The sequence below is a fragment of the Sporosarcina saromensis genome (assembly GCF_054901285.1).
The window spans coordinates 1403470-1427628 of record NZ_CM142738.1 but is presented as its reverse complement, the minus strand read 5'-3'; the positions used below and the strand labels follow the sequence as shown (position 1 = coordinate 1427628).

Genomic DNA, 24159 nt, shown 5'->3' with positions numbered 1-24159 from the left:
TGATTCCTACTCCTATCGCTTGTCTTCTTTACTCCCAAATGCCCGTTGCTTCAATTTCTTGCAACGTTTCTTCAATCGACTCCGTCATAATCGTCACGTGCCCCATCTTCCGTTTTTCTTTCGCCTCTTGTTTCCCATAAAGATGGATAGACCAATCAGGATAGCTCGTTACAATCTTCTTTAGAGGGGCTACATGCTCTCCTAACACATTCACCATGATGCACGAACCCCATAGCTTTGGTTTACGTAACGGCCAACCGCAAATTGCTCGAATATGCTGATGGAACTGTGACACGTTACACGCTTCGATTGAATAATGTCCTGAATTGTGCGGACGCGGAGCTAACTCATTTATAAGAATTTCTCCATCATCCAGTACAAACATCTCTACCGCTAACGTCCCGACCAACTTCAAATGGTCGGCTATTTGTTTCGCCGCTTTTTCTGCTTTCTCTATGACAGTTGCACTTACACGAGCTGGAACGATTGACTCATGTAAAATATGATGTTTATGAATATTTTCAGATACTGGCAAACAATAAGATTCACCTGCCATATTCCGCTGGATAATAACCGAAATCTCCGTTTTGAACGGAACGAAAGCTTCTGCAATACATGCGGAATGTGCAAACAGTGGGTAAGCATCATCTAGCTGCGCTGAGGAATCCAGTTTTACTTGCCCTTTTCCATCGTACCCACCAAAAGCCGTTTTCACGATACAAGGATATCCGACATTCTCAATCTTCTCTTTCAACTCTTCAAAACTAGCCGCAGTGGCATACGTTGCAACTGGTGCACCCGCTTCCACAATCTCCGCTTTCTCAGCAATCCTGTTTTGTGTAATTCTTACTAACTCAGCACCTTGAGGAACATAAGCAATTTGAGATAAACGATCTAACCCTTCGTAGTCAATGTTCTCAAATTCATATGTAATGACATCGCTAACTTCCCCTAACTCTTCTAATGCCGCTTCGTCATTGTAAGGTGCAACGATTTGGATATCTGCAATTTGTCCACACGGTGAATCCATAGTCGGATCAAGCACTGCAATTTTAAACCCAGCTTCCTTAGCCGCAAGCCCCATCATTCGACCGAGCTGTCCTCCCCCGATGATACCAATTGTTTGACCAGGCAATATCGTCTTCACATTAGCTCACCACTGCTTTCCATTGACAGTACACGCATCTTCTCTCGACGAAGCGCAAGTCGTTCCAATAGTTTTTCATCATGTACCGCTAGAAATTGTGCAGCTAATAAACCTGCATTCGTTGCACCAGCGTTTCCAATCGATACAGTTGCAACTGGAACGCCACCAGGCATCTGAACGATTGAAAGTAATGAGTCCATCCCATTCAAGGCTTTTGATTGAACAGGCACACCAATCACAGGTACTAATGTCTTCGCTGCTACCATGCCTGGTAAATGTGCTGCTCCACCAGCACCTGCAATAATGACTTCAATCCCTCTCGCTTGAGCCTCCTCAGCATACGCAAACATTAAATCCGGCGTACGATGTGCAGAAACCACCTTTTTTTCAAAAGGCACTTCTAACTCTTCGAGAATGTCACAAGCATGCTTCATCGTGTCCCAATCACTTTTACTTCCCATAATGACACCCACTTTTGGTTGCACCGACAATCGACTCCTTTGCTCGTTTCTTTTCTACAAAAAAACCCTTGAATAAGCCGCGTTCCACATACATGGAAAGCAGTTCATTCAAGGATTAATAATAAGCGTTAAGATGATTGTATCCATTCGCCATGGCACACCTTTCGCTGAATCCAAAAAATCGCTTTCCCTCATAGTCCGGACATTACGGTGTCCTGGTAGAAACGTTGAAGCCAATCCTCCAACATATATGCGGGTTCCTCTATCACTTCTTTATAGTACCAATAGATAATAAGCTCGTCAATAAAAATACGAACGATTAAAACGATATATTTTAATAACGTTCGTGTATTCACTATTACTCACTAAGTACACCTTTAAATTTAATGACTTGTCGAATCGGAATATACTGCCCATCCACTTCTTCAAAAATCGGTTCCTCTTTACGTCCTGCGACCGAATAGCCTGCATCTGCCAATCGTTGCAAACAATCCGTAATCCCTTCTCCTTCTTCCACTTCAAACCATACGGTCTTTTTCTTTGCACTCATTTAAACAATTTCCCTTTCCGAACAGTCTTCACCCAGAACCCACCATGAATCGTCTTTGGCTCATACGCAATAATAAATGCTTTTGGGTCAATCTGTTTTATCGTATCATACAATTTCAATTCATCCTTACGCGGTGTCAAAATTTGCATCGCCGAACGATTCCCTTCTAGTCCATTCGCAGACCAATCTGTCACACCATATCCTTTATCACGCAGCAATTTCGGCATCGTATGATCGATATCAGCAGTGATGACGTTTACAGTAATATACCCTAACGCCATTTTCTCTTCAATTTTCGTACCAATAATAATTCCAATACCATACCCAACCGCATACGCAACAATATTTTGTATTTCATTCAAATTATCCAGCACTAAACCAAGACCCACAATATAAATGACCACTTCTACCATACTGACGAGCGCCGCAATATACCGATAGCCTTTAAGCGTAAGTATCATCCGAATCGTAAAAAACGATACATACACAATATTAATGACAAGAATTATCATAAACATCGTCAATTTACATCATTCCTTTTCACTAGGATGACTTCCATCGTATCGTTCACAGGAAAAGAATTCAAGAGATTGCTTGTTAATTTTAGAGGAATTAGTTCCATACAAACAGTTTCTTATTGTTCATCAATATATTTTACTATGTACCCGAAGGGAATCGTTTATATGCGCTGAATTAGGTGATTATGCGGCTTTTGGCCAAAGTTTGCCGTGTTTGAGGCGATTATGCGGCGTTTGAGAGAAGTTTGCGGCGTTTGAAGCGATTATGCTGCGTTTGACCAAAGTTTGCGGCGTTTGAAGCGATTATGCTGCGTTTGGCCAACTTTTGCTGCGTTTCGATTCGTTATGCGGCATTGGTAACATTATTTGTTGTAATAAGAGTTTAATTAAGAGTGGGGAATCAATTTCTTCTAACTGATTTAAATTTCGCGGGGAGCTAAGTTTATTTATTTGATTCTAATTCGCGCCAAATGGGTTTTGACACTTTAACGGGGTGCTTGTGGAGGGAGACTGTAGATCGGTAGCCAATTGTCGTAAAGCGAATATGATATGTACTCTTAACAACGCATACTTCGGCCATACGCCGCATAAACTTTTCAATCGCAGCATACTTCTCCAAAACGGCGCATACTCCCCGTAAACGGTTCATTAACGCTTCATTCGCGGCATATTCTCCCCAAACGCCGCATAAATACCAAGAACTCGAATAACCACATTAAACACAATATCTCACCTAAAATTCCCCCTTAGTTTGTCAAGTGCATGCAGCGCGACAAGCATGCCAACAACGGAAAGCCCTCCGCGGTACAAGGCAATCTTTGTATACTTCTAACTGAATTCCTCTGAAACAGCTCCCTGTTCCATTCTACACTTCGCAAGTTTGTTCATCTCATTCTAAAATCTCATGAATACACAAAAAAACCACCCCCAATTGGGGATGGCCTTTGCCCGGCGACGTCCTACTCTCACAGGGGGAAGCCCCCTACTACCATCGGCGCTGAAGAGCTTAACTTCCGTGTTCGGTATGGGAACGGGTGTGACCTCTTCGCCATCGTCACCAGACAATTGAACGATACTTGTTCGTTCAAAACTGAATAAAACCAACATTGTCGCTAAACACAAGTTCAACCATACTTAATTAACATAAAGGATAAGTCCTCGATCGATTAGTATCCGTCAGCTGCACGTGTCGCCACGCTTCCACCCCGGACCTATCTACCTCATCATCTTTGAGGATCTTACTTACTTGCGTAATGGGAAATCTCATCTTGAGGGGGGCTTCATGCTTAGATGCTTTCAGCATTTATCCCGTCCATACATAGCTACCCAGCGATGCCTTTGGCAAGACAACTGGTACACCAGCGGTATGTCCATCCCGGTCCTCTCGTACTAAGGACAGCTCCTCTCAAATTTCCTACGCCCGCGACGGATAGGGACCGAACTGTCTCACGACGTTCTGAACCCAGCTCGCGTACCGCTTTAATGGGCGAACAGCCCAACCCTTGGGACCGACTACAGCCCCAGGATGCGATGAGCCGACATCGAGGTGCCAAACCTCCCCGTCGATGTGGACTCTTGGGGGAGATAAGCCTGTTATCCCCGGGGTAGCTTTTATCCGTTGAGCGATGGCCCTTCCATGCGGAACCACCGGATCACTAAGCCCGTCTTTCGACCCTGCTCGACTTGTAGGTCTCGCAGTCAAGCTCCCTTATGCCTTTGCACTCTACGAATGATGTCCAACCATTCTGAGGGAACCTTTGGGCGCCTCCGTTACACTTTAGGAGGCGACCGCCCCAGTCAAACTGCCCACCTGACACTGTCTCCTACCCGGATCACGGGTAAGGGTTAGAATTCCAATACAGCCAGGGTAGTATCCCACCATTGCCTCCTCCGAAGCTGGCGCTCCGGATTCCAAGGCTCCTACCTATCCTGTACAGGCTGCACCGGAATTCAATATCAGGCTACAGTAAAGCTCCACGGGGTCTTTCCGTCCTGTCGCGGGTAATGCGCATCTTCACGCATATTATAATTTCACCGAGTCTCTCGTTGAGACAGTGCCCAGATCGTTACGCCTTTCGTGCGGGTCGGAACTTACCCGACAAGGAATTTCGCTACCTTAGGACCGTTATAGTTACGGCCGCCGTTTACTGGGGCTTCAATTCAAAGCTTCGCTTTCGCTGACCTCTCCTCTTAACCTTCCAGCACCGGGCAGGCGTCAGCCCCTATACGTCACCTTACGGTTTTGCAGAGACCTGTGTTTTTGCTAAACAGTCGCCTGGGCCTATTCACTGCGGCTCTCTCGGGCTATTCACCCTACCAGAGCACCCCTTCTCCCGAAGTTACGGGGTCATTTTGCCGAGTTCCTTAACGAGAGTTCTCTCGATCACCTTAGGATTCTCTCCTCGCCTACCTGTGTCGGTTTGCGGTACGGGCACCTCCCGCCTCGCTAGAGGCTTTTCTTGGCAGTGTGAAATCAGGGACTCCAGGGAATAATTCCCCTTGCCATCACAGCTCAATGTTATAGGAACGGGATTTGCCTCGTTCCACACCTCACTGCTTAGACGCGCATAACCAACAGCGCGCTCACCCTATCCTACTGCGTCCCCCCATTGCTCAAACGGCGGGGAGGTGGTACAGGAATATCAACCTGTTCTCCATCGTCTACGCCTTTCGGCCTCGACTTAGGTCCCGACTAACCCTGAGCGGACGAGCCTTCCTCAGGAAACCTTAGGCATTCGGTGGAAGGGATTCTCACCCTTCTTTCGCTACTCATACCGGCATTCTCACTTCCAAGCGCTCCACCAGTCCTTACGATCTAGCTTCAACGCCCTTGGAACGCTCTCCTACCACTGACATCTAAGATGTCAATCCGCAGTTTCGGTGATCCGTTTAGCCCCGGTACATTTTCGGCGCAGCGCCACTCGACCAGTGAGCTATTACGCACTCTTTAAATGGTGGCTGCTTCTAAGCCAACATCCTGGTTGTCTGGGCAGCGCCACATCCTTTTCCACTTAACGGATACTTGGGGACCTTAACTGGCGGTCTGGGCTGTTTCCCTCTCGACTACGGATCTTATCACCCGCAGTCTGACTCCCAAACATAAATCATCGGCATTCGGAGTTTGTCTGAATTCGGTAACCCGGGATGGGCCCCTAGTCCAAACAGTGCTCTACCTCCGAGATTCTTTCGTTTGAGGCTAGCCCTAAAGCTATTTCGGAGAGAACCAGCTATCTCCAGGTTCGATTGGAATTTCACCGCTACCCACACCTCATCCCCGCACTTTTCAACGTACGTGGGTTCGGGCCTCCAGTAAGTGTTACCTTACCTTCACCCTGGACATGGGTAGATCACCTGGTTTCGGGTCTACGACCCCATACTCATTCGCCCTATTCAGACTCGCTTTCGCTGCGGCTCCGCATTCGCTGCTTAACCTTGCATGGAATCGTAACTCGCCGGTTCATTCTACAAAAGGCACGCCATCACCCATTAACGGGCTCTGACAACTTGTAGGCACACGGTTTCAGGTTCTCTTTCACTCCCCTTCCGGGGTGCTTTTCACCTTTCCCTCACGGTACTGGTTCACTATCGGTCACTAGGGAGTATTTAGCCTTGGGAGATGGTCCTCCCGGATTCCGACGGAATTTCACGTGTTCCGCCGTACTCAGGATCCACTCTGGAGGGGCTGGACTTTCGACTACAGGGCTTTTACCCGCTATGGCGGACCTTTCCAGGTCGCTTCGTCTAATCCAGCCCTTTGTAACTCCGTATAGAGTGTCCTACAACCCCAGGAAGCAAGCTTCCTGGTTTGGGCTCTTCCCGTTTCGCTCGCCGCTACTAAGGGAATCGATGTTTCTTTCTCTTCCTCCGGGTACTTAGATGTTTCAGTTCTCCGGGTGTGCCTCGTTTACGCTATGTATTCACGTAAACGTACTACCCCATTACGGGCAGTGGGTTTCCCCATTCGGAAATCTTCGGATCAAAGCTTACTTACAGCTCCCCGAAGCATATCGGTGTTAGTGCCGTCCTTCATAGGCTCCTAGTGCCAAGGCATCCGCCGTGCGCCCTTTCTAACTTAACCTTTATACGGATTTCGATAAGCTTCGCATTACTTCGTCAGCTCGGTCACTCTGGTCCTCACGTGCCTAAGCACGTTCCGGTCCTCGTTCGGTCGCTTCCTCGTCCTGCTTGCTTCTCGCAATCCTCGGGTGAGTAGTATTACTTAGCGATAAGTAATAATTACTCGTTAAAAAAGTATTGCATGTGTTCAATCACTAAGTGATTGACTCGGTTGATTACTTGATGTTTTGTTGCTTTCAATGTCGTTTTATCCAGTTTTCAAAGAACAAGTTTTGAAAGTCTCATTCAAAAGAATGAACCTTCAAAACTGAACGCAAAACGTCAACTTATGGATCCAAGATTCATATTCCGTAATTATCCTTAGAAAGGAGGTGATCCAGCCGCACCTTCCGATACGGCTACCTTGTTACGACTTCACCCCAATCATCTGTCCCACCTTCGGCGGCTGGCTCCCGTAAGGGTTACCCCACCGACTTCGGGTGTTACAAACTCTCGTGGTGTGACGGGCGGTGTGTACAAGACCCGGGAACGTATTCACCGTGGCATGCTGATCCACGATTACTAGCGATTCCGGCTTCATGCAGGCGAGTTGCAGCCTGCAATCCGAACTGGGAACGGTTTTATGGGATTGGCTTGCCCTCGCGGGTTTGCAGCCCTTTGTACCGTCCATTGTAGCACGTGTGTAGCCCAGGTCATAAGGGGCATGATGATTTGACGTCATCCCCACCTTCCTCCGGTTTGTCACCGGCAGTCACCTTAGAGTGCCCAACTAAATGATGGCAACTAAGATCAAGGGTTGCGCTCGTTGCGGGACTTAACCCAACATCTCACGACACGAGCTGACGACAACCATGCACCACCTGTCACCATTGTCCCCGAAGGGAAAGACATGTCTCCATGTCGGTCACTGGGATGTCAAGACCTGGTAAGGTTCTTCGCGTTGCTTCGAATTAAACCACATGCTCCACCGCTTGTGCGGGTCCCCGTCAATTCCTTTGAGTTTCAGCCTTGCGGCCGTACTCCCCAGGCGGAGTGCTTAATGCGTTAGCTGCAGCACTAAGGGGCGGAAACCCCCTAACACTTAGCACTCATCGTTTACGGCGTGGACTACCAGGGTATCTAATCCTGTTTGCTCCCCACGCTTTCGCGCCTCAGCGTCAGTTACAGACCAGAAAGCCGCCTTCGCCACTGGTGTTCCTCCACATCTCTACGCATTTCACCGCTACACGTGGAATTCCGCTTTCCTCTTCTGTACTCAAGTCCTCCAGTTTCCAATGACCCTCCACGGTTGAGCCGTGGGCTTTCACATCAGACTTAAAGGACCGCCTGCGCGCGCTTTACGCCCAATAATTCCGGACAACGCTTGCCACCTACGTATTACCGCGGCTGCTGGCACGTAGTTAGCCGTGGCTTTCTAACGAGGTACCGTCAAGGTACGAGCAGTTACTCTCGTACTTGTTCTTCCCTCGCAACAGAGCTTTACGATCCGAAAACCTTCTTCGCTCACGCGGCGTTGCTCCATCAGACTTTCGTCCATTGTGGAAGATTCCCTACTGCTGCCTCCCGTAGGAGTCTGGGCCGTGTCTCAGTCCCAGTGTGGCCGATCACCCTCTCAGGTCGGCTACGCATCGTCGCCTTGGTAGGCCGTTACCCCACCAACTAGCTAATGCGCCGCGGGCCCATCCTGCAGTGACAGCCGAAACCGTCTTTCAGAGTTCTTCCATGCGGAAGAACCGATTATTCGGTATTAGCCCCGGTTTCCCGGAGTTATCCCCATCTGCAGGGCAGGTTGCCCACGTGTTACTCACCCGTCCGCCGCTAATATCAGGGAGCAAGCTCCCTTCAATCCGCTCGACTTGCATGTATTAGGCACGCCGCCAGCGTTCGTCCTGAGCCAGGATCAAACTCTCCATAAAAGAAGAAAATGAATAGCTCATTTCTTGCTGGCATCATTTAAGATGTCAATTTTGAATCCGAAGATTCGAGTTGTTCGTTCACCGACAAGTCGGCTTCAGAACTTTATTTGTTGACGTTTTGCTGTTCAGTTTTCAAGGTTCATTGTTTGTCTTTCGCTGTCGGTTTTTGTTGTGCTCCCGACTGCTTTATTACTATACCAAATGACATTTAACCTGTCAACACTTTTACTATCCTTTTTTATTTCACATAAAAAAAATGACTCTACTCCGTATCATGGCCACTGAAAAACCTACGTTTTTTTATTTCTCAAGGCACTCTGAAATCTAAAAAGGCATTATTTCGTCCTTTCTTTAAACGAAATGATTCCCTATTTCTTTGATATTTCTTACTCTGCTTCCCTCATTAAGGTTAATATTCGCTTCAGATTGACTCCAAATATCTTCATGTAATCCTCCGCATCTGATGCACCTATTATCATTGAAATAATCTCATACAAAAAAACCGTTCCGAAAGAAATGAGTCTATCCTCACTCTCCCAGAACGGCGTACGTCTATTTTATTTTATAAAGATGAAGTAAAGAATGAAGATCACAAACAACCCGTACATAATTGGATGAATTTCTTTTCTTCTTCCGCTTAACAACATTGTTATCGGGTAAAATACGAAACCAATTGCTATTCCGGTCGCAATACTATACGTCAATGGCATTGCAATAATTGTAAAAAATGCCGGTACAGCAATTTCAAATTTCGTCCATTCGATATTGCCTAATGTCGACACCATCAACACACCAACAATAATTAAAGCTGGCGCTGTTACTTCAGGTGTGATGACGAACAACAATGGTGAGAAGAACAGTGATAGTAAAAACAAAATACCAACTACAATAGAAGCAAAACCGGTTCTTGCTCCAGCGGCCACACCTGCAGTTGATTCAATATAGGACGTTGTTGTTGACGTTCCAAAAATTGAACCCGTAACAGTTGCTAATGAATCTGCTAGCAATGCTTTCCCGGCGCGTGGCAGTTTATCGTCTTTCATTAGCCCCGCTTGGTTAGCTACTGCCACAAGTGTTCCAGCTGTATCAAAAAAGTCTACAAACAAGAATGTAATGACGATGACTAAAAACTGCGTTGTGAACAATGAGGCAGGGTCTTGAAAGATTGCATCAAATGCTACACCAAAAGTAGACTCAACACTTGGTACTTTAGAAACAACTTGTGATGGAACTTCAATTAAATGAACAACCATTCCAAGAACTGTTGTCATAATCATGCCATAGAAGATTGCGCCTTTAATTTGACGAACCATCATAATGACCGTTACAACTAAACCGAAAATCGCAAGGAGTGTAGGTCCTGCTGCTAAGTTTCCAAGTGTTACAAGCGTGTTCGGATCAGCAACAATAATTTTTGCATTTTGCAAACCTAGAAATGTAATGAATAAGCCAATTCCTGCCCCAACTGCATATTTCAATTGTGCCGGTATGGCGTTGATAATCATTTCGCGTAATCCTGTTAAAGAAAGAACAATAAATATAAGTCCTGAAAACAATACACCAGTCAGTGCTGTTTGCCACGGTATTCCATAACCAAGAACAACAGAAAATGCGAAGAATGCATTTAATCCCATACCTGGCGCAAGACCGATTGGGTATCTCGCGATAAGTCCCATGAATATTGAACCGACTGCTGCAGCAAGCGCTGTTGCAACGAATACGGCTCCTTTGTCCATTCGCATTGCATCCGGTAAATCCGGTACAGCGTCAAGTGACAACATAAGAGGATTGACGGCAAGTATATAGGCCATTGCAAGGAAAGTCGTGAGACCACCAATAATTTCGCGACGATAGTTCGTTCCTAATTTGTCGAACTCAAAGTATTTCTTCATAATAACCGCCCTTAACGTAATTAGTATGTAATTCTCTAGCTCTTTCAACATCATTTATAAAATAAAAAGAGGAAGTATACGACGTCATACTCGTATACTTCCCCATTGACAATCAATTAAAGAATCCCCTTTAAATTAATTATCGTAGTCGAACATTTAAGGTGTTCGGTAGAGACTCTCGAGCCATATTCTCAAGATTATACGATATCGTTATTCAGTTAATTATTCCCACTCGATTGTGCCTGGTGGTTTTGCAGTAATATCATATACTACTCTGTTGACGTGTTCAACTTCTGCAGTGATACGCGTACTAATTTTCTCAAGAATATCCCAAGGGATTCTTGCCCAGTCCGCTGTCATTCCGTCTACTGAATGAACAGCACGGATCCCTACTGCGTAATCATATGAACGTTTTTCATTGCGCACACCTACACTGCGGATATCAGGTAAAATTGCAAAGTACTGCCAAATTTCACGATCAAGGCCCGCTTTTGCGATTTCATCGCGTAAAATCCAGTCTGCTTCACGAACGATATCAAGTTTCGCTTCCGTAATTTCACCAAGAACACGAACGCCTAGGCCAGGACCAGGGAATGGTTGGCGGTTGACGATGTCACTTGGCAAACCAAGCTCCGCTCCAACTGCACGAACTTCATCTTTGAAGAGTGCTTTTAAAGGCTCGATCAATTCGAAATCCATATCTTCAGGAAGACCGCCAACGTTGTGATGTGATTTAATCACTTCGTTTGTTGCAGTTCCACTTTCGATGATGTCTGCGTAGATTGTTCCTTGTGCAAGGAAGTCGATGCCTTCAAGTTTCGCCGCTTCTTCATCAAATACATAGATGAATTCATTACCGATTGTTTTACGTTTCACTTCCGGATCGGTAACGCCTTTTAGCTTGTCCAAGAAACGTTTACGAGCGTCTACTTTAATGAAGTTCATGTTAAATTTATTGCTAAACGTTTCAACGACACTTTCTACTTCATACTTACGAAGTAAACCGTGGTCAACGAAAATACATGTTAACTGATCACCAATCGCACGGTGAATCAAAGTCGCAACGACGGATGAGTCAACTCCACCACTAAGTGCACAAAGGACTTTTCTGTCACCGACTTGTGAACGGATTTTTTCTACTTCAATGTCGATGAAGCTTTTCATCGTCCAGCTAGCTTCAGCTTTACAGATTGAAAACATAAATTTACTTAGCATTTCTTTACCGTTTATAGTATGATCAACTTCCGGATGAAATTGAAGACCATATACTTGCTTTTCCTCATTAGCAAATCCTACAATACCGTTTGAACCTGTAGCAATTGTTGAAAAACTAGCTGGAAGCTCTGTTACTGCATTGCCTTTACTTAGAAGCACTGATTGCTTCACATCGAAATCTGAGAATAAAGTTGAAGATGGTTCTACAGTGATCTCTTGAACATCAGCTTCTTCATTACGCGTACCTAACGCGCCACCGAATTGCTTAGCAATTAATTGAGCACCGTACGAAATGCCAAGGACAGGGATCCCTAAGTCGAAAATTCCAGCATCGAGGCTAAATTCTTCATCCTCCGCTGATTTGTCGCCTCCAGAAAGAATGATGCCGACAGCGTTCATGTTTTTCACTTCTTCAGCCGTTACAGTATGCGGATGCAATTCACTGTATACGCCTAACTCACGAATTGAACGTGTGAGTAGTTGGTTATATGTGCTTCCGAAATCCAGCACGACGATTTTTTCCTGTTCGATCAATAAAGGAGCTGTTGACAATTGATCCACCTCTTCCATTTAGTTTCCGATTCTCTCATAAATCAGTAAAGACGCGTAAGAAAGTACTTCTTTCCACGCGTCTCAACATCCTACAATGGGGCCAGGAATAAAACTATTATCCCTACCTCCATAGACAAGTCATTTCCGGTGACTTTGTAGAAACGTCTGAACCATATTATCAGACATATATGAGGGCTAATCGGTCGTTCTATTTTTCATATCTTACTCTTTTGATGTACAAAAATCAACCCGAAGCCCTAATGATTAAATCTTCCCATATTTCTTTTAAGCTTGCCCATTCTTGGTCGATTGTATACCCTCCATACACACCTTGCTCATAGACTTCTGTGAGTTTTTGCATCTGTTTACCACCAAAATAGCTATCCACACTTGTAGCAAATTCAGATAACGTCATACTGTCCGCCCTCTTGAATCCGACACGTTCCAGCTGTTTAAGTAGAAGCAGGTATTGCTTAGCGAACATCGTCCAATTTGTTGGTTGGTTGCGGAATGTGTGTATATAAACTTTTGGTAGCCACTTTTTACGTCGTGAATGAACAATCCAAACGACTAGTAAAATAAGGATGAAGATACCAATTATTATCCATACATATTTCTGAATAAAATCCATTGCCTTCTTAACGAATGAAGAACCATCCTTATGATCTTTCCCTAGTGCAGGCGTCTCGTCTTTCTCAATTTCTGGACGTTCTCTTTCTTCCATTTCAGGTATTTGTGGTTCACTCATATCCGTTTCAATATCGTATTCAATATTGGTTGGATTGGAGAAACCGATTGTCGGTTCAAAAGGCATCCAACCGAATCCTGGCATATAAGCCTCCACCCAGGAATGGGCTTCATTATTTGTAATTGTATATTCGGTTTTACCAAGTGAATTTGTTTTTCCTTCACCAGGTGCAAATCCTTTCGCCCATCTAGCCGGAATGTCAATTGCTCTTAGCATGACAACCATTGATGTCGAGAAGTTATCGCAATACCCTCTTTTTGTATCGAATAAAAACTGATCGACGTAATCTTCGTTCGCTTTTGGAATTGCAACAGTTTGTTGATCATACGTAAATCCACTTCTAGAAAAGTAGCGCTCAATTGCTTTTGCCTTTTCATAGACACTGCCTTCTTGATCAGTAATGCTAAAAGCCAATTCCCGAACCCGATCAGGTAATTGTTCAGGTAACTGGAGATATTGCGCTAGTTCATCTCCACTACCATCGTAATCTTCGTTCGATGTCTCCCGTAGCGCTTTTAAGCTATAGGGAGGCATTTCCACTAATTCAACACGATAAGCATCCAACTCAACTTCCTGTGTACCTTTTAAAGCCCAATATTGACCTGTTTCTGGTTGGTACTTCAAGTTTACGCCAGATAAATTTGTATGCATCTCCGTAGCGCCGTACGGATAAACAAGAAAAGGCAAAGGCTCTAGCATTTTTATTTCTGCTTGCAGCTTTTCCGTCTCTTCATCCTGGAGAGGCGCATCGGCTAGCAACGCGCCTGACAAAATATTAACAGGCGTGCTAATTTCTCCGTTTTGTTCCCACCCTTTTGACGTATACGTATTCTTTGTTTCAATTTTCCAGTATTGTTTCCGAGGGACAGTTGCTCTAAAAATTACTGTGTCATCTTGGACAAAAGCACCGCCCAGTTTGGAGTCATCTAGACCGTACCCACTTTTCGAAGTTGTCCCTCCAACACCGGAACCTTCACCGTTTACAAAAGACTTGATAAAAGGAACCGGGTCTGCCCAAACAGGCTCTTGAGCAGGTAAGAAACTTGCCACCATCCCACTTCCAATAACCGCAAACAGGAGTGGTAAAGAAAACGCGGCGAATGTGCCAGCATGTATTTTCTGACTATGTCTTTCCGCTATTCTTGAAATGGTAAGGAGGCCGATTAAAAGCAGGCCAATGACCATAACCCTAAATATCGCTCCATCAGCTTCATAGGGACTAAACGTATCAATTACAGCTATAAAGATGACGGTCATAGCATAAAACAGCATGATGCTCTTTCTGACTTCAATCCAATGCCTTATTAAGTATATCGTCATCCACAAGAGAATGAAAAACAGGATCGTTCGAAACGGGTTTGTGATATTCTCCCAGTCTCCAGCTAGCATAATTGGGAAATTCGACAACAAGTCGTTCATTAACAAGACCATTGTTTCTCTAGAAAAAACGATAGTTTTAAAGAAGACATAGTGTAAAGCGATGAACAAATATAAGCCTTTGATTGGTAAGGAAAACCACCAACGCAAACGGAGTAAACCTAACAAAAAGGATAGTGCAATAAATAGTAGAAAAACGCCTAAATAATTCGTGTCGGTCAGTTCGATAACAGGTAAAAGCCACTCTAAAAGTAAAACAAAGGCAAGTACGTACAAAATGAGAAGGAGACGAACATCCATTTTACGGTGACTCACAACGAAGACACCTCCTTGAAAGCATCCGAAAATTGCTTCCTACTTAACAAATGCACAGCAATCCCTTTTGACTTGGCGTACGCAACTTGCTGCTGTAATTCTGTGGAGACTGCTTGTAACTTATCAACCACTACAAAACAAATGACAGATTTCATGGAAGTCGTGACATGATTGACGGTTTGGATGAATGCTGCGTCTGGTTTTCCTGTCACAACGATAACACTTCCTGCCAATGCTGAAAAAGTAGACCGAGCAATCAACTTCATATCGTTAACGGATACAGGTTTTATTTTTGCTAAATGAACAAACACTTCATTTAACTGTTCCGCTGAATGAATGAAAGGGAACACAGTTATCTCTTCACCAGTAGATACGAACGCAATAGATGCCTGTTGACTTGAAGCTTCCTCTATAAGCGAGGCGGTCAGTTCTACTTGTTCCTCAAATGTATCGGATACCCTTCCATCCAACAAGACAACTAAGTCTTCAGATTGACGATCTTCAAATTCTTTTGTCATCAAGTTTTGTGTTCGTGCAAACGATTTCCAATGAATCCAAGTAACACGGTCACCTGCCTGGTAATCGCGTACACCTGTCGCCATTGTTGTATCTTTTACTAAGGAGTAAGGTGACAACAAAGATCCTCGATCATATTGCGCATCTATCGGAACATAATGCATGGATGTTGTATTTGGAAACACTAAAATGCTGTCTTTTAGTTCAATAAAACTTCTTTTTTGGATCCAACCGAAAAAATCTGCTATTTCCACCTCGAGGCCTTCAATCGTGTATTGTCCTCTGGGAAGTTTGTCCACTTCATAGGACCACTCAATCTCTTTTTTAAAACCAAAAATGAAAAATTGCTTTGTTTGTGGAACACTTTCAATGACTCGCGCATCATCCCATTTTTCAGAAATTGTCGTATAGAGCAAGGGGAAAGGAAAAGAACGTGTAATGTGTAGTGTAACGTGTAATTTCCCACCTTTTTCAATCGTTTTGGAGCGTATGCTGCGTTTGACTTTTAACACTGACAGAGGATACAGAAATAGAGCGATAGAATAGAGTAAAAATGGAGTCACCATATAGAAAATCGTCCAGCTCACTGTACCACCTTGAAACATCGCAAATACATACATTGAAAAGAAGAGGCTGACGATGAATACGAGGCGAGTTGTCAGTGATAAGTATTTACCACTTCTCTTCATTTCGCATGAATCCTATCGATTGGAACACTAACTTTCGCAAGAATCCTTTCGATAATTTCTTTTGTTGTGATGCCTTCATATTTAGCCTCAGGTTTCAAGATAAGCCTATGATCGAAAACAAATGGAGCTAGATACTTTACGTCATCTGGCGTCACATACGTTCTTCCTTTTAGCAATGCATATGCTTGGCAAGCTTTCATGAGCGCAAGTGAACCACGTGGACTCACGCCTAAATAGACATACGGATTGTCGCGGGTTTCTGCTACACAATCCACGATGTAATATTTAATAGACGCATCCACTTCAACAGTTTTTACTGCTTCTTGTAGTGCACGCAATTCCTCTACCGTGAGAACCGTTTCAAGTGCATCGATCGGTACTGACTTTTCAGCCCTTGCCAACACGTCCACTTCCTCAACTCGCTTTGGATACCCCATGCGTAATTTGAATAGAAAACGATCTAATTGGGCTTCCGGTAAAGGATAAGTTCCTTCATATTCAATTGGATTTTGGGTAGCCATAACGAAAAATGGTTGTGGAATCCGAATTGTTACGCCATCCACGGTCAACGAAGCTTCTTCCATACTTTCTAACAGCGCAGCTTGCGTTTTTGGTGACGTTCGATTGATTTCATCCGCTAATACAATATTGCCGACAATTGGTCCAGGTCGAAACTCAAATTCCATTTCTTTCGGGTTATAAATTGAAACACCTAAAACATCTGACGGCAATAAATCAGGTGTAAATTGAATCCGTTTGAAACTTGCACCGACAGACTTTGCAAGTGCTTTCACCATCATCGTTTTCCCGACCCCTGGAACGTCCTCAAGTAGAACATGTCCACCGGCCAATAAAGCGGTTACACTTAACTCGGAAATGTTCCGCTTACCAATCATTACATGGTCAATATTCTCCAATACTTTATTAATTGCTTGAGCATGCATCATTTCATTTCCTCCAATCCCAACTTCTCTCTAACCTGTCCGAAAATTTACAAAATCTAACTTCATAATACCGTAATTAACTGAACGCTACAACCTTAGACATACAAACTTCATACTTTATCATCATCTTTTCTGGTAACTCCTAAACTCGCCTGTTTACATTCATTACCGGAAAAAAGTAAAGAACCGCATCTTACTAAGTTACAACTCCTTAGTAAAATGCGGTTCAAGAATCAGTATTTAGACGTTATGCGTTCGAACAATACTTCACTTCCAAAAGTCATCGAATAGTGTAATAGGCATATGGCGTTTATGGGCCGATCGTTTGTAATGCTTTTCAATTGTTTCCCGTGCCTGTTCGGAAACTTCTTTCCCTTCCAAATAATCATCAATCGCTTCATATGAGACGCCTAATGCTACTTCGTCGGGTAAAGCAGGTTTTTCCTCTTCCAAATCGGCTGTCGGTACTTTATTGTACAAGTGTTCTGGAGCACCTAGCGCTTGTAGCATTTGTCTGCCTTGCCTTTTATTTAACCGATAGAGGGGCATTAAATCCGCTCCACCGTCTCCGAATTTTGTATAAAAGCCTGTTATCGCTTCTGCTGCGTGGTCCGAGCCGAGAACGATGCAACTATGTGTCGCAGCAATGGAATATTGAACCTTCATCCGTTCCCGAGCTTTTTCATTGCCTTTCGTATAATCGGAAATGTGGATACCCGCATTAGCTAATGCACGTTCACTCGCATCAACAGCCGCTTTAATATCGACTGTGTAAATTTTTGAAGGCTGAATGAATGCCAATGCATCTTGGCAATCTTCTTCGTCGAATTGCTTGCCATAAGGGAGTCGGACTGCAATAAATTGATACTGATCCGTTCCGTTTTCTTCATTCAATTCATCAATGGCCATTTGGGCTAGCTTTCCAACAAGCGTAGAATCTTGTCCACCGGAAATCCCAAGAACAAATCCATTCACAAATGGGTTCTTAATGGCATACTCCTTCATGAAGTCAATGGACTTTCGAATTTCCTCTTGCGGATCGATGCTTGGTTTGCTTTTCAATTCTTCAATGATTTGGTCTTGGATTGTCATCATCGTACCTCCTTATTTTGATGAAAACTCGTCCACTTTGTCTTGTATATTATGGATATTACGCATTTTGTTGTCCCAGCATTTTTGGCTTAAATCTACAGGGTATTCTTCAGGATTCAGGGAGCGTTTATATTCATCCCACAACAAGTCCAAGTTGTCATGCGCATATTGCCGCATTTCATTCAACGTTGGATTTTTATAGATGATTTCTCCGTTTTCCACTACTTTTACATGCAAATTAACCGCATCAAAATTCGTTACAAATTTGGAGACGAACGTATGGACAGGATGGAACATTTTAATGCGCTTTTCAGTTGTCGGGTCTTCATCGTGCATGGTAATGTAGTCTCCCTCTGCACGTCCATTTTCCCTGTCGATGATTCGATACAGCTTTTTCTGTCCTGGTGTTGTCACTTTCTCAACGTTAGACGATATTTTAATCGTATCTTCCATTTCACCATGTTCATTTTCAATCGAAACGATTTTGTAAACTGCGCCGAGTGCTGGCTGGTCATATGCCGTAATAAGCTTCGTCCCAATTCCCCACACATCAACCTTAGCTCCTTGGGCTTTCAAGTTTAGGATTGTATATTCATCCAAGTCGTTGGACACGACAATTTTCACATCTGTGAATCCAGCTTCATCCAACATTTTACGTGCTTCTTTTGAAAGGAAAGCAATATCCCCACTGTCCAATCGGATGCCAACGAAATTGATTTGATCGCCTAACTCTTTTGCCACTTGAATCGCAGTTGGAATGCCGATTTTTAACGTATTGTATGTATCGACAAGGAAAACGCAATTTTTATGTCTTTTCGCATATGCATGAAATGCTTCGTATTCGCTTTTATACGCTTGGACCATTGCATGAGCATGTGTTCCTGCTACCGGGATACCAAATAGCTTACCGGCACGTACGTTGCTAGTTGCCTCGATGCCACCAATGACCGCTGCACGAGCTCCCCAAATAGCTGCATCCATTTCATGGGCGCGCCGGCTACCGAATTCCATTACAACTTCATCTTTGACGACTTGTTTAATGCGACTAGCTTTCGTAGCAATCAACGTTTGATAATTAACGATGTTCAACAGTGCCGTTTCAATTAGCTGTGCTTCCGCTAACGTTGTTTCCACTCGGATAATCGGCTCGTTTGCAAAGACGAGCTCTCCTTCAACCATTGAATAGACGTCTCCAGTGAATCGGATGCCTTTCAAATACTCCAAAAAGTCATCTTGAAAATCAAGCTCATTCTTCAAGTATGCCAAATCGCTTTCACTGAAGTGAAAATCTTTTAAATAGGCAAGAATTCGCTCCAGTCCTGCAAAAATTGCATAGCCATTCCCGAACGGCAAGTTCCGGAAAAACACTTCAAACACCGCTTTCCGTTCGTGCATGCCATCTGCCCAATACGATTCGGTCATATTAATTTGATAAAGATCTGTATGTAATGCCAAGCTATCATCTGTGTAAATCGAGCTCATTCTAAATCCCTTCTTCCACATTAATGCTTCCAGTATACACTATTTACCCGAACTTCAATGCGAAATAACATTGAAAAAAATCCCTAGTTATCATGCTTGTGTTTTTATTTTACGTTCAGTTTGTTTAAATGCTAAAAGAATACGTAAAAAACCATAGACAACTTCTAGTAAGTCATCTATGGTGCAAATGATTTTATCAACATACCTGTTAACAATCCCTCTTTAAGACGGTCGTTAAGTTGATGATTGAAATAATTTTCGCAAAAGTGAACGATAGAATCGAAAAAGTGTTTGATAGTAGTGAAAAAATGATTGTTAGGAACCCGAAAGTGATTGATAGAACTTTGGAAGAAGTGAGGATGCTCCACTTTTGGCCCGCGACGAACGATTTGTACGAGTCAACAAAAACAAACTGCAAAACTGATGTGATGGAACGATAACAGTTGGCGTCACTATGCAACAGCCCTCTTCATTAAATAAAAAAACGTAAGAAGCCAAGTTTAGTAAACTTAGCCCTCACGGTACATTTTTCACATCGCAATGTAGTCCTATTACGTCTTTAATTCCTCATACACATTTATCTTCATTCCATCTGACAATCGCCAAATCATTTACAGTCCGCTCTTGTTGGCGCAACCACTCCAAATTCCCGGCAAACTGCTCAGAACAGATAAAGTCGATTCGCTTTGCTCGATCTCCTTGCACACAACGGATCGTTCCTTCGTACGTAGGTTTGTTCAATTCATCCTTGTAGGCAGAGGCAAAGGGCAACAACTCAAAGTAATAATCTTTCGCCAACGAATCAAAGTAATTGTTCCGCGTAATGGAACGGATTTCTCCGTACGTCAATTCATCAACATCCCAACGGATATGAATTGGACCATCTTGCAATTCAATACGCACTTTCAAATAATGACCAAGTTGATCCTTAGAGACAAGTAAAATTTTGTAGTTTGGAAGATTGAACACTTTCACCGCCCCCTCTAGCTGATACGTCACTCGGTTTTATCCACCAAGCCGGTTGACCATAGTTTCACAGCGAACTCTAGTAAAAATAAGTCATCAGGGTTGACTAAAGATTTGCCTGTAAGTGACTCAATTTTGCGTAGGCGATATAACAGTGATTGCCTATGCAAATTAAGTTCACGTGCTGTTTTACTAACATTTCCGCTCGTCTTGCGATAGACTGAAAACGTTTGAATCAAGTCCATCCCTTTCCCTTCATCATATGCTAGCAATGGCGAAATGACCGACAGTAAAATTTGTTTCACTTCTTCATTTGCTATTAAATGGACAAAGAGACTACTCAACTGCGTATCATCAAAATGAGTTCGCTTGCCAATCCCTACTTGTCCCCTTCCCATATCTAAAGCCGCTTTTGCTTTTTGGTAGCTATTTTTAAAGTTTGCAGTCCCTTCTACTCGTTTACCGATGCCCCATGAAAACTGAACACCAGGTAATAGATGAAGGAATCGTCTCTCTACCAAGTCTAAAAATTGATTGACCGTATCGGCCGTTGTGGCAACGGATGTCTCTAGAAAAATGAGAATGATATCGTCTTTAAATGCATATAATACTCTTCTGTTTATACTATCAGCCGCATAGAATATCCCATCTTTAATATACGAATTCATATACTCCAAGTCGGTCTTTCGAGATACGGATTGAGTCGATTGTTGGAAGATTAAGCTGCCTAAGTTTTCGGGAAACCCAACGATGCACACGTATGGGAGTTCGAGATCATATTTAAACAAATCCGCGTGCGCTTGAATATGTTCCGTCGTCATATTTTTTCCGATGGCCAAACTTAACAGAAACTCATTTTGCATGCGCCCTTCCGCTTCCATGACCGCACTATTTCTTGAAAACCATAAAGAAGTAGCGACGACAGCCTGTTCAGCAATCGTCAATTCATGACGCTTCAACGGATTTTCATCTGTCGATAAGATGAAGAAATCCCCTTTGAACTGACCATTTGACTTAATGGCAAACTGATAGAGTTGTTGCCCGCTTCTTCCTACTTTACGCAACTCTGAATACCGTGGATGATGGGATTCTTGCACGTGTACGGCGTTTTGTTTCATCTCATTCCATAATGATTGGACAGCTGTCACGTTTGCTGAACCGGCTACCATTTCACCTTTGTCATTCACAATTAACACCTGTTTGTCGATTTCAGCTTCTATGAATGCTGCAATCACTTGTATCGTGCGCCCTTCCAATATCATTTGAATCAATTGCTGCTGTATATCTTTGGGGCGCTCGTCTTGCTCAATTCGGTCATCCATTAAATGCCGCATAATCTCATGCACAATATCAGCAAATCGTATTTCCCACGGGATTTCAATGAGAATGAAATTGCGGTCCTCAGCAAACCTAGACACAATTGGCGGTATGTCAAAAACGTGTCTGCCCGTCGCGATTGCTAACGCTGATGCACCAGATTCATAAACATCTTCAACAAACCGTAACAGCTGCTCTTCATCCTGGTTACAACCAATACCTGTCGTCAAAACGAACTCATTTTCCCGTACAAAATTCTCAACCGGGTTTTCAATGACCGAAACCCATTCGACAACTCGATCTGTTAACACACGCTGACCAGTTTTGACAGTAGCGCTCCGAAGTATCGGAAATGCTAAAATCTCTTTAACAGGCAAATTCATTGCTACGAAACACCTCCAACACTTGCCGTTCGTCATTCACACTATCGTATCATAATTCGCACAACTAGATTAAAAAGGTACATTCTTGTATTTTGGATGCATTTTACAATACGATTAACGATAGGAGGTGTGATTTTGTTTAATCATATGAAAATTCGGCTATTACTTGGCCTCAGTATTATCGGATTCATTGGGTTTGTTGTGATCGCTATCTTCTCCACTTTCTATGGTGCAGATGAAGGCTTCATAACAACTTGTTTATCCATCATCATGTACATTGTTGTGCCTTTCATTTTCTTTTATCATTACTATCGAAAAGAACCATTTTCTCTTAAACAAGTAGTATTTTTTAGCAGAAGTGCACAATGGGTTCTCCCAATATGTGCAATCGTTGTGGTAGCAATCAGCTTTTCTTTAAGCACTTTTTGGTTGACGCTCTTTACAATCGAACCCATTCTTCCCATTTTAGTCGATTTATTAATGGAAGAAGTGCCTTTTCCAACAAATCCTTTCTATCTCTTTTTTGAAATTCTTGTCATTTCCGTTCTTGCTCCGATTGTAGAGGAGTTCTTTTTTAGAGGGGTTATTTTACATCGCATCATGTTAAAAACATCTATGTGGGGTGGCATTCTCATTTCCAGTTTACTGTTCGGCATCTTGCATAGTGACATTATCGGCGCATTTTTCTTCGGCGTCATTGCATGCTTACTCTATTTACGGACAGGAAATTTACTGCTCCCAATCATGATGCACATCCTGAACAATACGATCGCAGTCGTTCTAAGTTTTGTACCTACCGACTGGCTGGAGAGTGTTTTAATCTTGTCGAAAGAAGATATTACCGGCAAAGCATTACCGATTAGTATAATGCTTGTAGTTAGTACACTTTTAACAATCTTCATAACTGTTAAGCTTGGAAAAGGCCTCGGTTCTATGAGAGAAGGCCATCTTACACATCAACCGGAACAGTAAGATTATACGAACAACAAATAGACGTGTGGAACCAATCATGCTACTTGGTACCACACGTCTTCCGTTCATGTATTCAACTAAACAGCTTTAATCCGACTGCACCGCCAATAATTAAACTAAGGAAAAAAATTCGTTTCCACCCTGCCGCCTCTTTGAAAAATACGATGCCCATCAGAACAGCTCCCGCAGCGCCCAAGCCCGTCCAAATCGCATACGCCGTCCCCATCGGAATATCCCGCATTGCTAAGGACAGGAATAGAAAACCTAAGGAAAAGCTGACAATAATGAGCAATAAGCGTTGCCAACTCTTTTTTTTGAGAAACAAGTTAATGCTGAATACGCCTAGTATTTCTCCCAAACTTGCTACAACTAAATAAAGCCATGCCACATTATTCGCCTCCTTCAGCCGTCTCTTTTTCACCGGTCGTCATTTTAATACCAATAACCCCGGTGATGATAATCGCGATAAAAAGCACCTTCATCATCGTAAACTCCGCATGAAACATTACGAAATCAATGATGACAATTGCAGCTGCACCTGATCCCGTAAAAACTGCATATACTGTACCGGCAGGCAATTTCTCACACGCTTTAATAATCGCATAAAAGCTGATGATAATTGCAACGACAGTTCCAATCCATTCGAGTGTAGAATCAGAATAGCGTAGTCCGATTACCCAAAAAATCTCCACAACAGCAGCGAGCAATACATATAGCCAAGCCATTGGATGGCCTCCTCTTCATTCTATTAAGTCCATCCATTATAGCAAACAGTCGCTATGGTTTTGATATTCCTGCTTGCAATCTCGTTAAAATCATGATAACTTTAGTTATGTAATTTTTAAAACAATTCCATATTTTTTATTCTTATCAAGAGAGACCGAGGGATTGGCCCGTTGACGTCTCAGCAACCAGCCCGACTTTGGTATGGTGCTAATTCCAAAAGGCGTATACGTCTTGAAGATAAGAAGATTGATTTCAACTTTGTTGAAGGCCTCTTCTTATTACGGATGAGGTCTTTTTTTAATGA

Annotated in this window: 17 protein-coding genes, 3 rRNA genes and 4 riboswitches; of the genes, 2 read left to right on the top strand and 18 right to left on the bottom strand. The window is 43.3% G+C overall.

Translation table 11 applies throughout. The features are described 5' to 3' along the window. Window positions 1–28: 28 nt before the first annotated feature. The 14 genes from purK to ACVHUV_RS06965 all read right to left on the bottom strand — a co-directional run bounded on the left by purK (window position 29) and on the right by ACVHUV_RS06965 (window position 19491). The gene (gene purK, locus ACVHUV_RS07030) at window positions 29–1147 is read right to left on the bottom strand and encodes a 5-(carboxyamino)imidazole ribonucleotide synthase (protein ID WP_462086562.1); all 1119 of its coding nucleotides are present in this window, start codon (window positions 1145–1147) and stop codon (window positions 29–31) included. Further along, complete coding sequence (gene purE / locus ACVHUV_RS07025) at window positions 1144–1632, bottom strand: 5-(carboxyamino)imidazole ribonucleotide mutase (RefSeq protein ID WP_371391535.1); 489 nt, start codon at window positions 1630–1632, stop codon at window positions 1144–1146. Before purE ends, purK begins: the two co-directional genes overlap by 4 nt. Window positions 1633–1782: 150 nt before the next feature. Next, window positions 1783–1882: riboswitch (purine riboswitch) on the bottom strand. Window positions 1883–1966: 84 nt separating this feature from the next. Continuing rightward, window positions 1967–2158 carry an NETI motif-containing protein gene (locus ACVHUV_RS07020; RefSeq protein ID WP_317946060.1) on the bottom strand — a complete coding sequence of 64 codons (192 nt, stop codon included), beginning with the start codon at window positions 2156–2158 and terminating at the stop codon, window positions 1967–1969. Continuing rightward, window positions 2155–2676 carry a DUF2179 domain-containing protein gene (locus tag ACVHUV_RS07015; protein ID WP_317946062.1) on the bottom strand — a complete coding sequence of 174 codons (522 nt, stop codon included), beginning with the start codon at window positions 2674–2676 and terminating at the stop codon, window positions 2155–2157. Before ACVHUV_RS07015 ends, ACVHUV_RS07020 begins: the two co-directional genes overlap by 4 nt. Before the next feature lie 946 nt (window positions 2677–3622). After that, a 5S ribosomal RNA gene (gene rrf / locus ACVHUV_RS07010) occupies window positions 3623–3738 on the bottom strand. A gap of 84 nt (window positions 3739–3822) precedes the next feature. Further along, window positions 3823–6754, bottom strand: a 23S ribosomal RNA gene (locus ACVHUV_RS07005). A gap of 363 nt (window positions 6755–7117) precedes the next feature. After that, window positions 7118–8669 (bottom strand): 16S ribosomal RNA (locus tag ACVHUV_RS07000). Together the 16S, 23S and 5S rRNA genes form the textbook arrangement of a ribosomal RNA operon. A gap of 557 nt (window positions 8670–9226) precedes the next feature. Further along, window positions 9227–10561: an NCS2 family permease gene (locus tag ACVHUV_RS06995; RefSeq protein WP_462086561.1), complete on the bottom strand. Its 1335-nt coding sequence runs from the start codon at window positions 10559–10561 to the stop codon at window positions 9227–9229. Window positions 10562–10686: 125 nt separating this feature from the next. After that, window positions 10687–10786: riboswitch (purine riboswitch) on the bottom strand. Then, complete coding sequence (gene guaA, locus ACVHUV_RS06990) at window positions 10784–12328, bottom strand: glutamine-hydrolyzing GMP synthase (protein WP_462086560.1); 1545 nt, start codon at window positions 12326–12328, stop codon at window positions 10784–10786. (Overlaps the previous riboswitch by 3 nt.) A gap of 110 nt (window positions 12329–12438) precedes the next feature. Continuing rightward, a riboswitch (purine riboswitch) is annotated at window positions 12439–12540 on the bottom strand. Window positions 12541–12572: 32 nt separating this feature from the next. After that, window positions 12573–14768, bottom strand: coding sequence for a DUF4129 domain-containing transglutaminase family protein (locus tag ACVHUV_RS06985; protein WP_462086559.1), 2196 nt, complete (start codon window positions 14766–14768; stop codon window positions 12573–12575). After that, window positions 14765–15973 carry a DUF58 domain-containing protein gene (locus ACVHUV_RS06980; RefSeq protein WP_317946168.1) on the bottom strand — a complete coding sequence of 403 codons (1209 nt, stop codon included), beginning with the start codon at window positions 15971–15973 and terminating at the stop codon, window positions 14765–14767. The genes ACVHUV_RS06985 and ACVHUV_RS06980 overlap by 4 nt, the downstream gene beginning before the upstream one ends. Further along, window positions 15970–16920: an AAA family ATPase gene (locus ACVHUV_RS06975; RefSeq protein WP_398296301.1), complete on the bottom strand. Its 951-nt coding sequence runs from the start codon at window positions 16918–16920 to the stop codon at window positions 15970–15972. Before ACVHUV_RS06975 ends, ACVHUV_RS06980 begins: the two co-directional genes overlap by 4 nt. 264 nt (window positions 16921–17184) lie before the next feature. Further along, a complete protein-coding gene (gene nadE, locus ACVHUV_RS06970; protein ID WP_462086558.1) occupies window positions 17185–18009 on the bottom strand; it encodes an NAD(+) synthase in 825 nt (274 codons plus the stop codon). Window positions 18010–18021: 12 nt separating this feature from the next. After that, window positions 18022–19491: a nicotinate phosphoribosyltransferase gene (locus tag ACVHUV_RS06965; RefSeq protein WP_462086557.1), complete on the bottom strand. Its 1470-nt coding sequence runs from the start codon at window positions 19489–19491 to the stop codon at window positions 18022–18024. A gap of 239 nt (window positions 19492–19730) precedes the next feature. Here ACVHUV_RS06965 and ACVHUV_RS06960 point away from each other — a divergent pair, with 239 nt between their 5' ends. Continuing rightward, window positions 19731–19931, top strand: coding sequence for a hypothetical protein (locus tag ACVHUV_RS06960; protein ID WP_462086556.1), 201 nt, complete (start codon window positions 19731–19733; stop codon window positions 19929–19931). Window positions 19932–20058: 127 nt separating this feature from the next. Here the strand turns inward: ACVHUV_RS06960 and ACVHUV_RS06955 are convergent, their stop codons facing one another. After that, window positions 20059–20490 carry a hypothetical protein gene (locus tag ACVHUV_RS06955; protein ID WP_371390638.1) on the bottom strand — a complete coding sequence of 144 codons (432 nt, stop codon included), beginning with the start codon at window positions 20488–20490 and terminating at the stop codon, window positions 20059–20061. Beyond that, window positions 20487–22157, bottom strand: coding sequence for a PucR family transcriptional regulator (locus ACVHUV_RS06950; RefSeq protein WP_462086555.1), 1671 nt, complete (start codon window positions 22155–22157; stop codon window positions 20487–20489). The genes ACVHUV_RS06955 and ACVHUV_RS06950 overlap by 4 nt, the downstream gene beginning before the upstream one ends. 135 nt (window positions 22158–22292) lie before the next feature. On the opposite strand from ACVHUV_RS06950, the gene ACVHUV_RS06945 reads away from it, so the two are divergent. Beyond that, window positions 22293–23129: a CPBP family intramembrane glutamic endopeptidase gene (locus ACVHUV_RS06945; protein ID WP_462086554.1), complete on the top strand. Its 837-nt coding sequence runs from the start codon at window positions 22293–22295 to the stop codon at window positions 23127–23129. A gap of 73 nt (window positions 23130–23202) precedes the next feature. On the opposite strand, the gene ACVHUV_RS06940 is transcribed toward ACVHUV_RS06945, so the two are convergent. After that, entirely contained in the window at window positions 23203–23517 is a 315-nt protein-coding gene (locus tag ACVHUV_RS06940) for a DMT family transporter (RefSeq protein WP_317946190.1), read from the bottom strand. 1 nt (window position 23518) lies between these two features. Next, complete coding sequence (locus ACVHUV_RS06935) at window positions 23519–23854, bottom strand: DMT family transporter (protein WP_317946192.1); 336 nt, start codon at window positions 23852–23854, stop codon at window positions 23519–23521. Between the two features lie 139 nt (window positions 23855–23993). Then, window positions 23994–24099, top strand: a riboswitch (SAM riboswitch). Window positions 24100–24159: the final 60 nt, after the last annotated feature.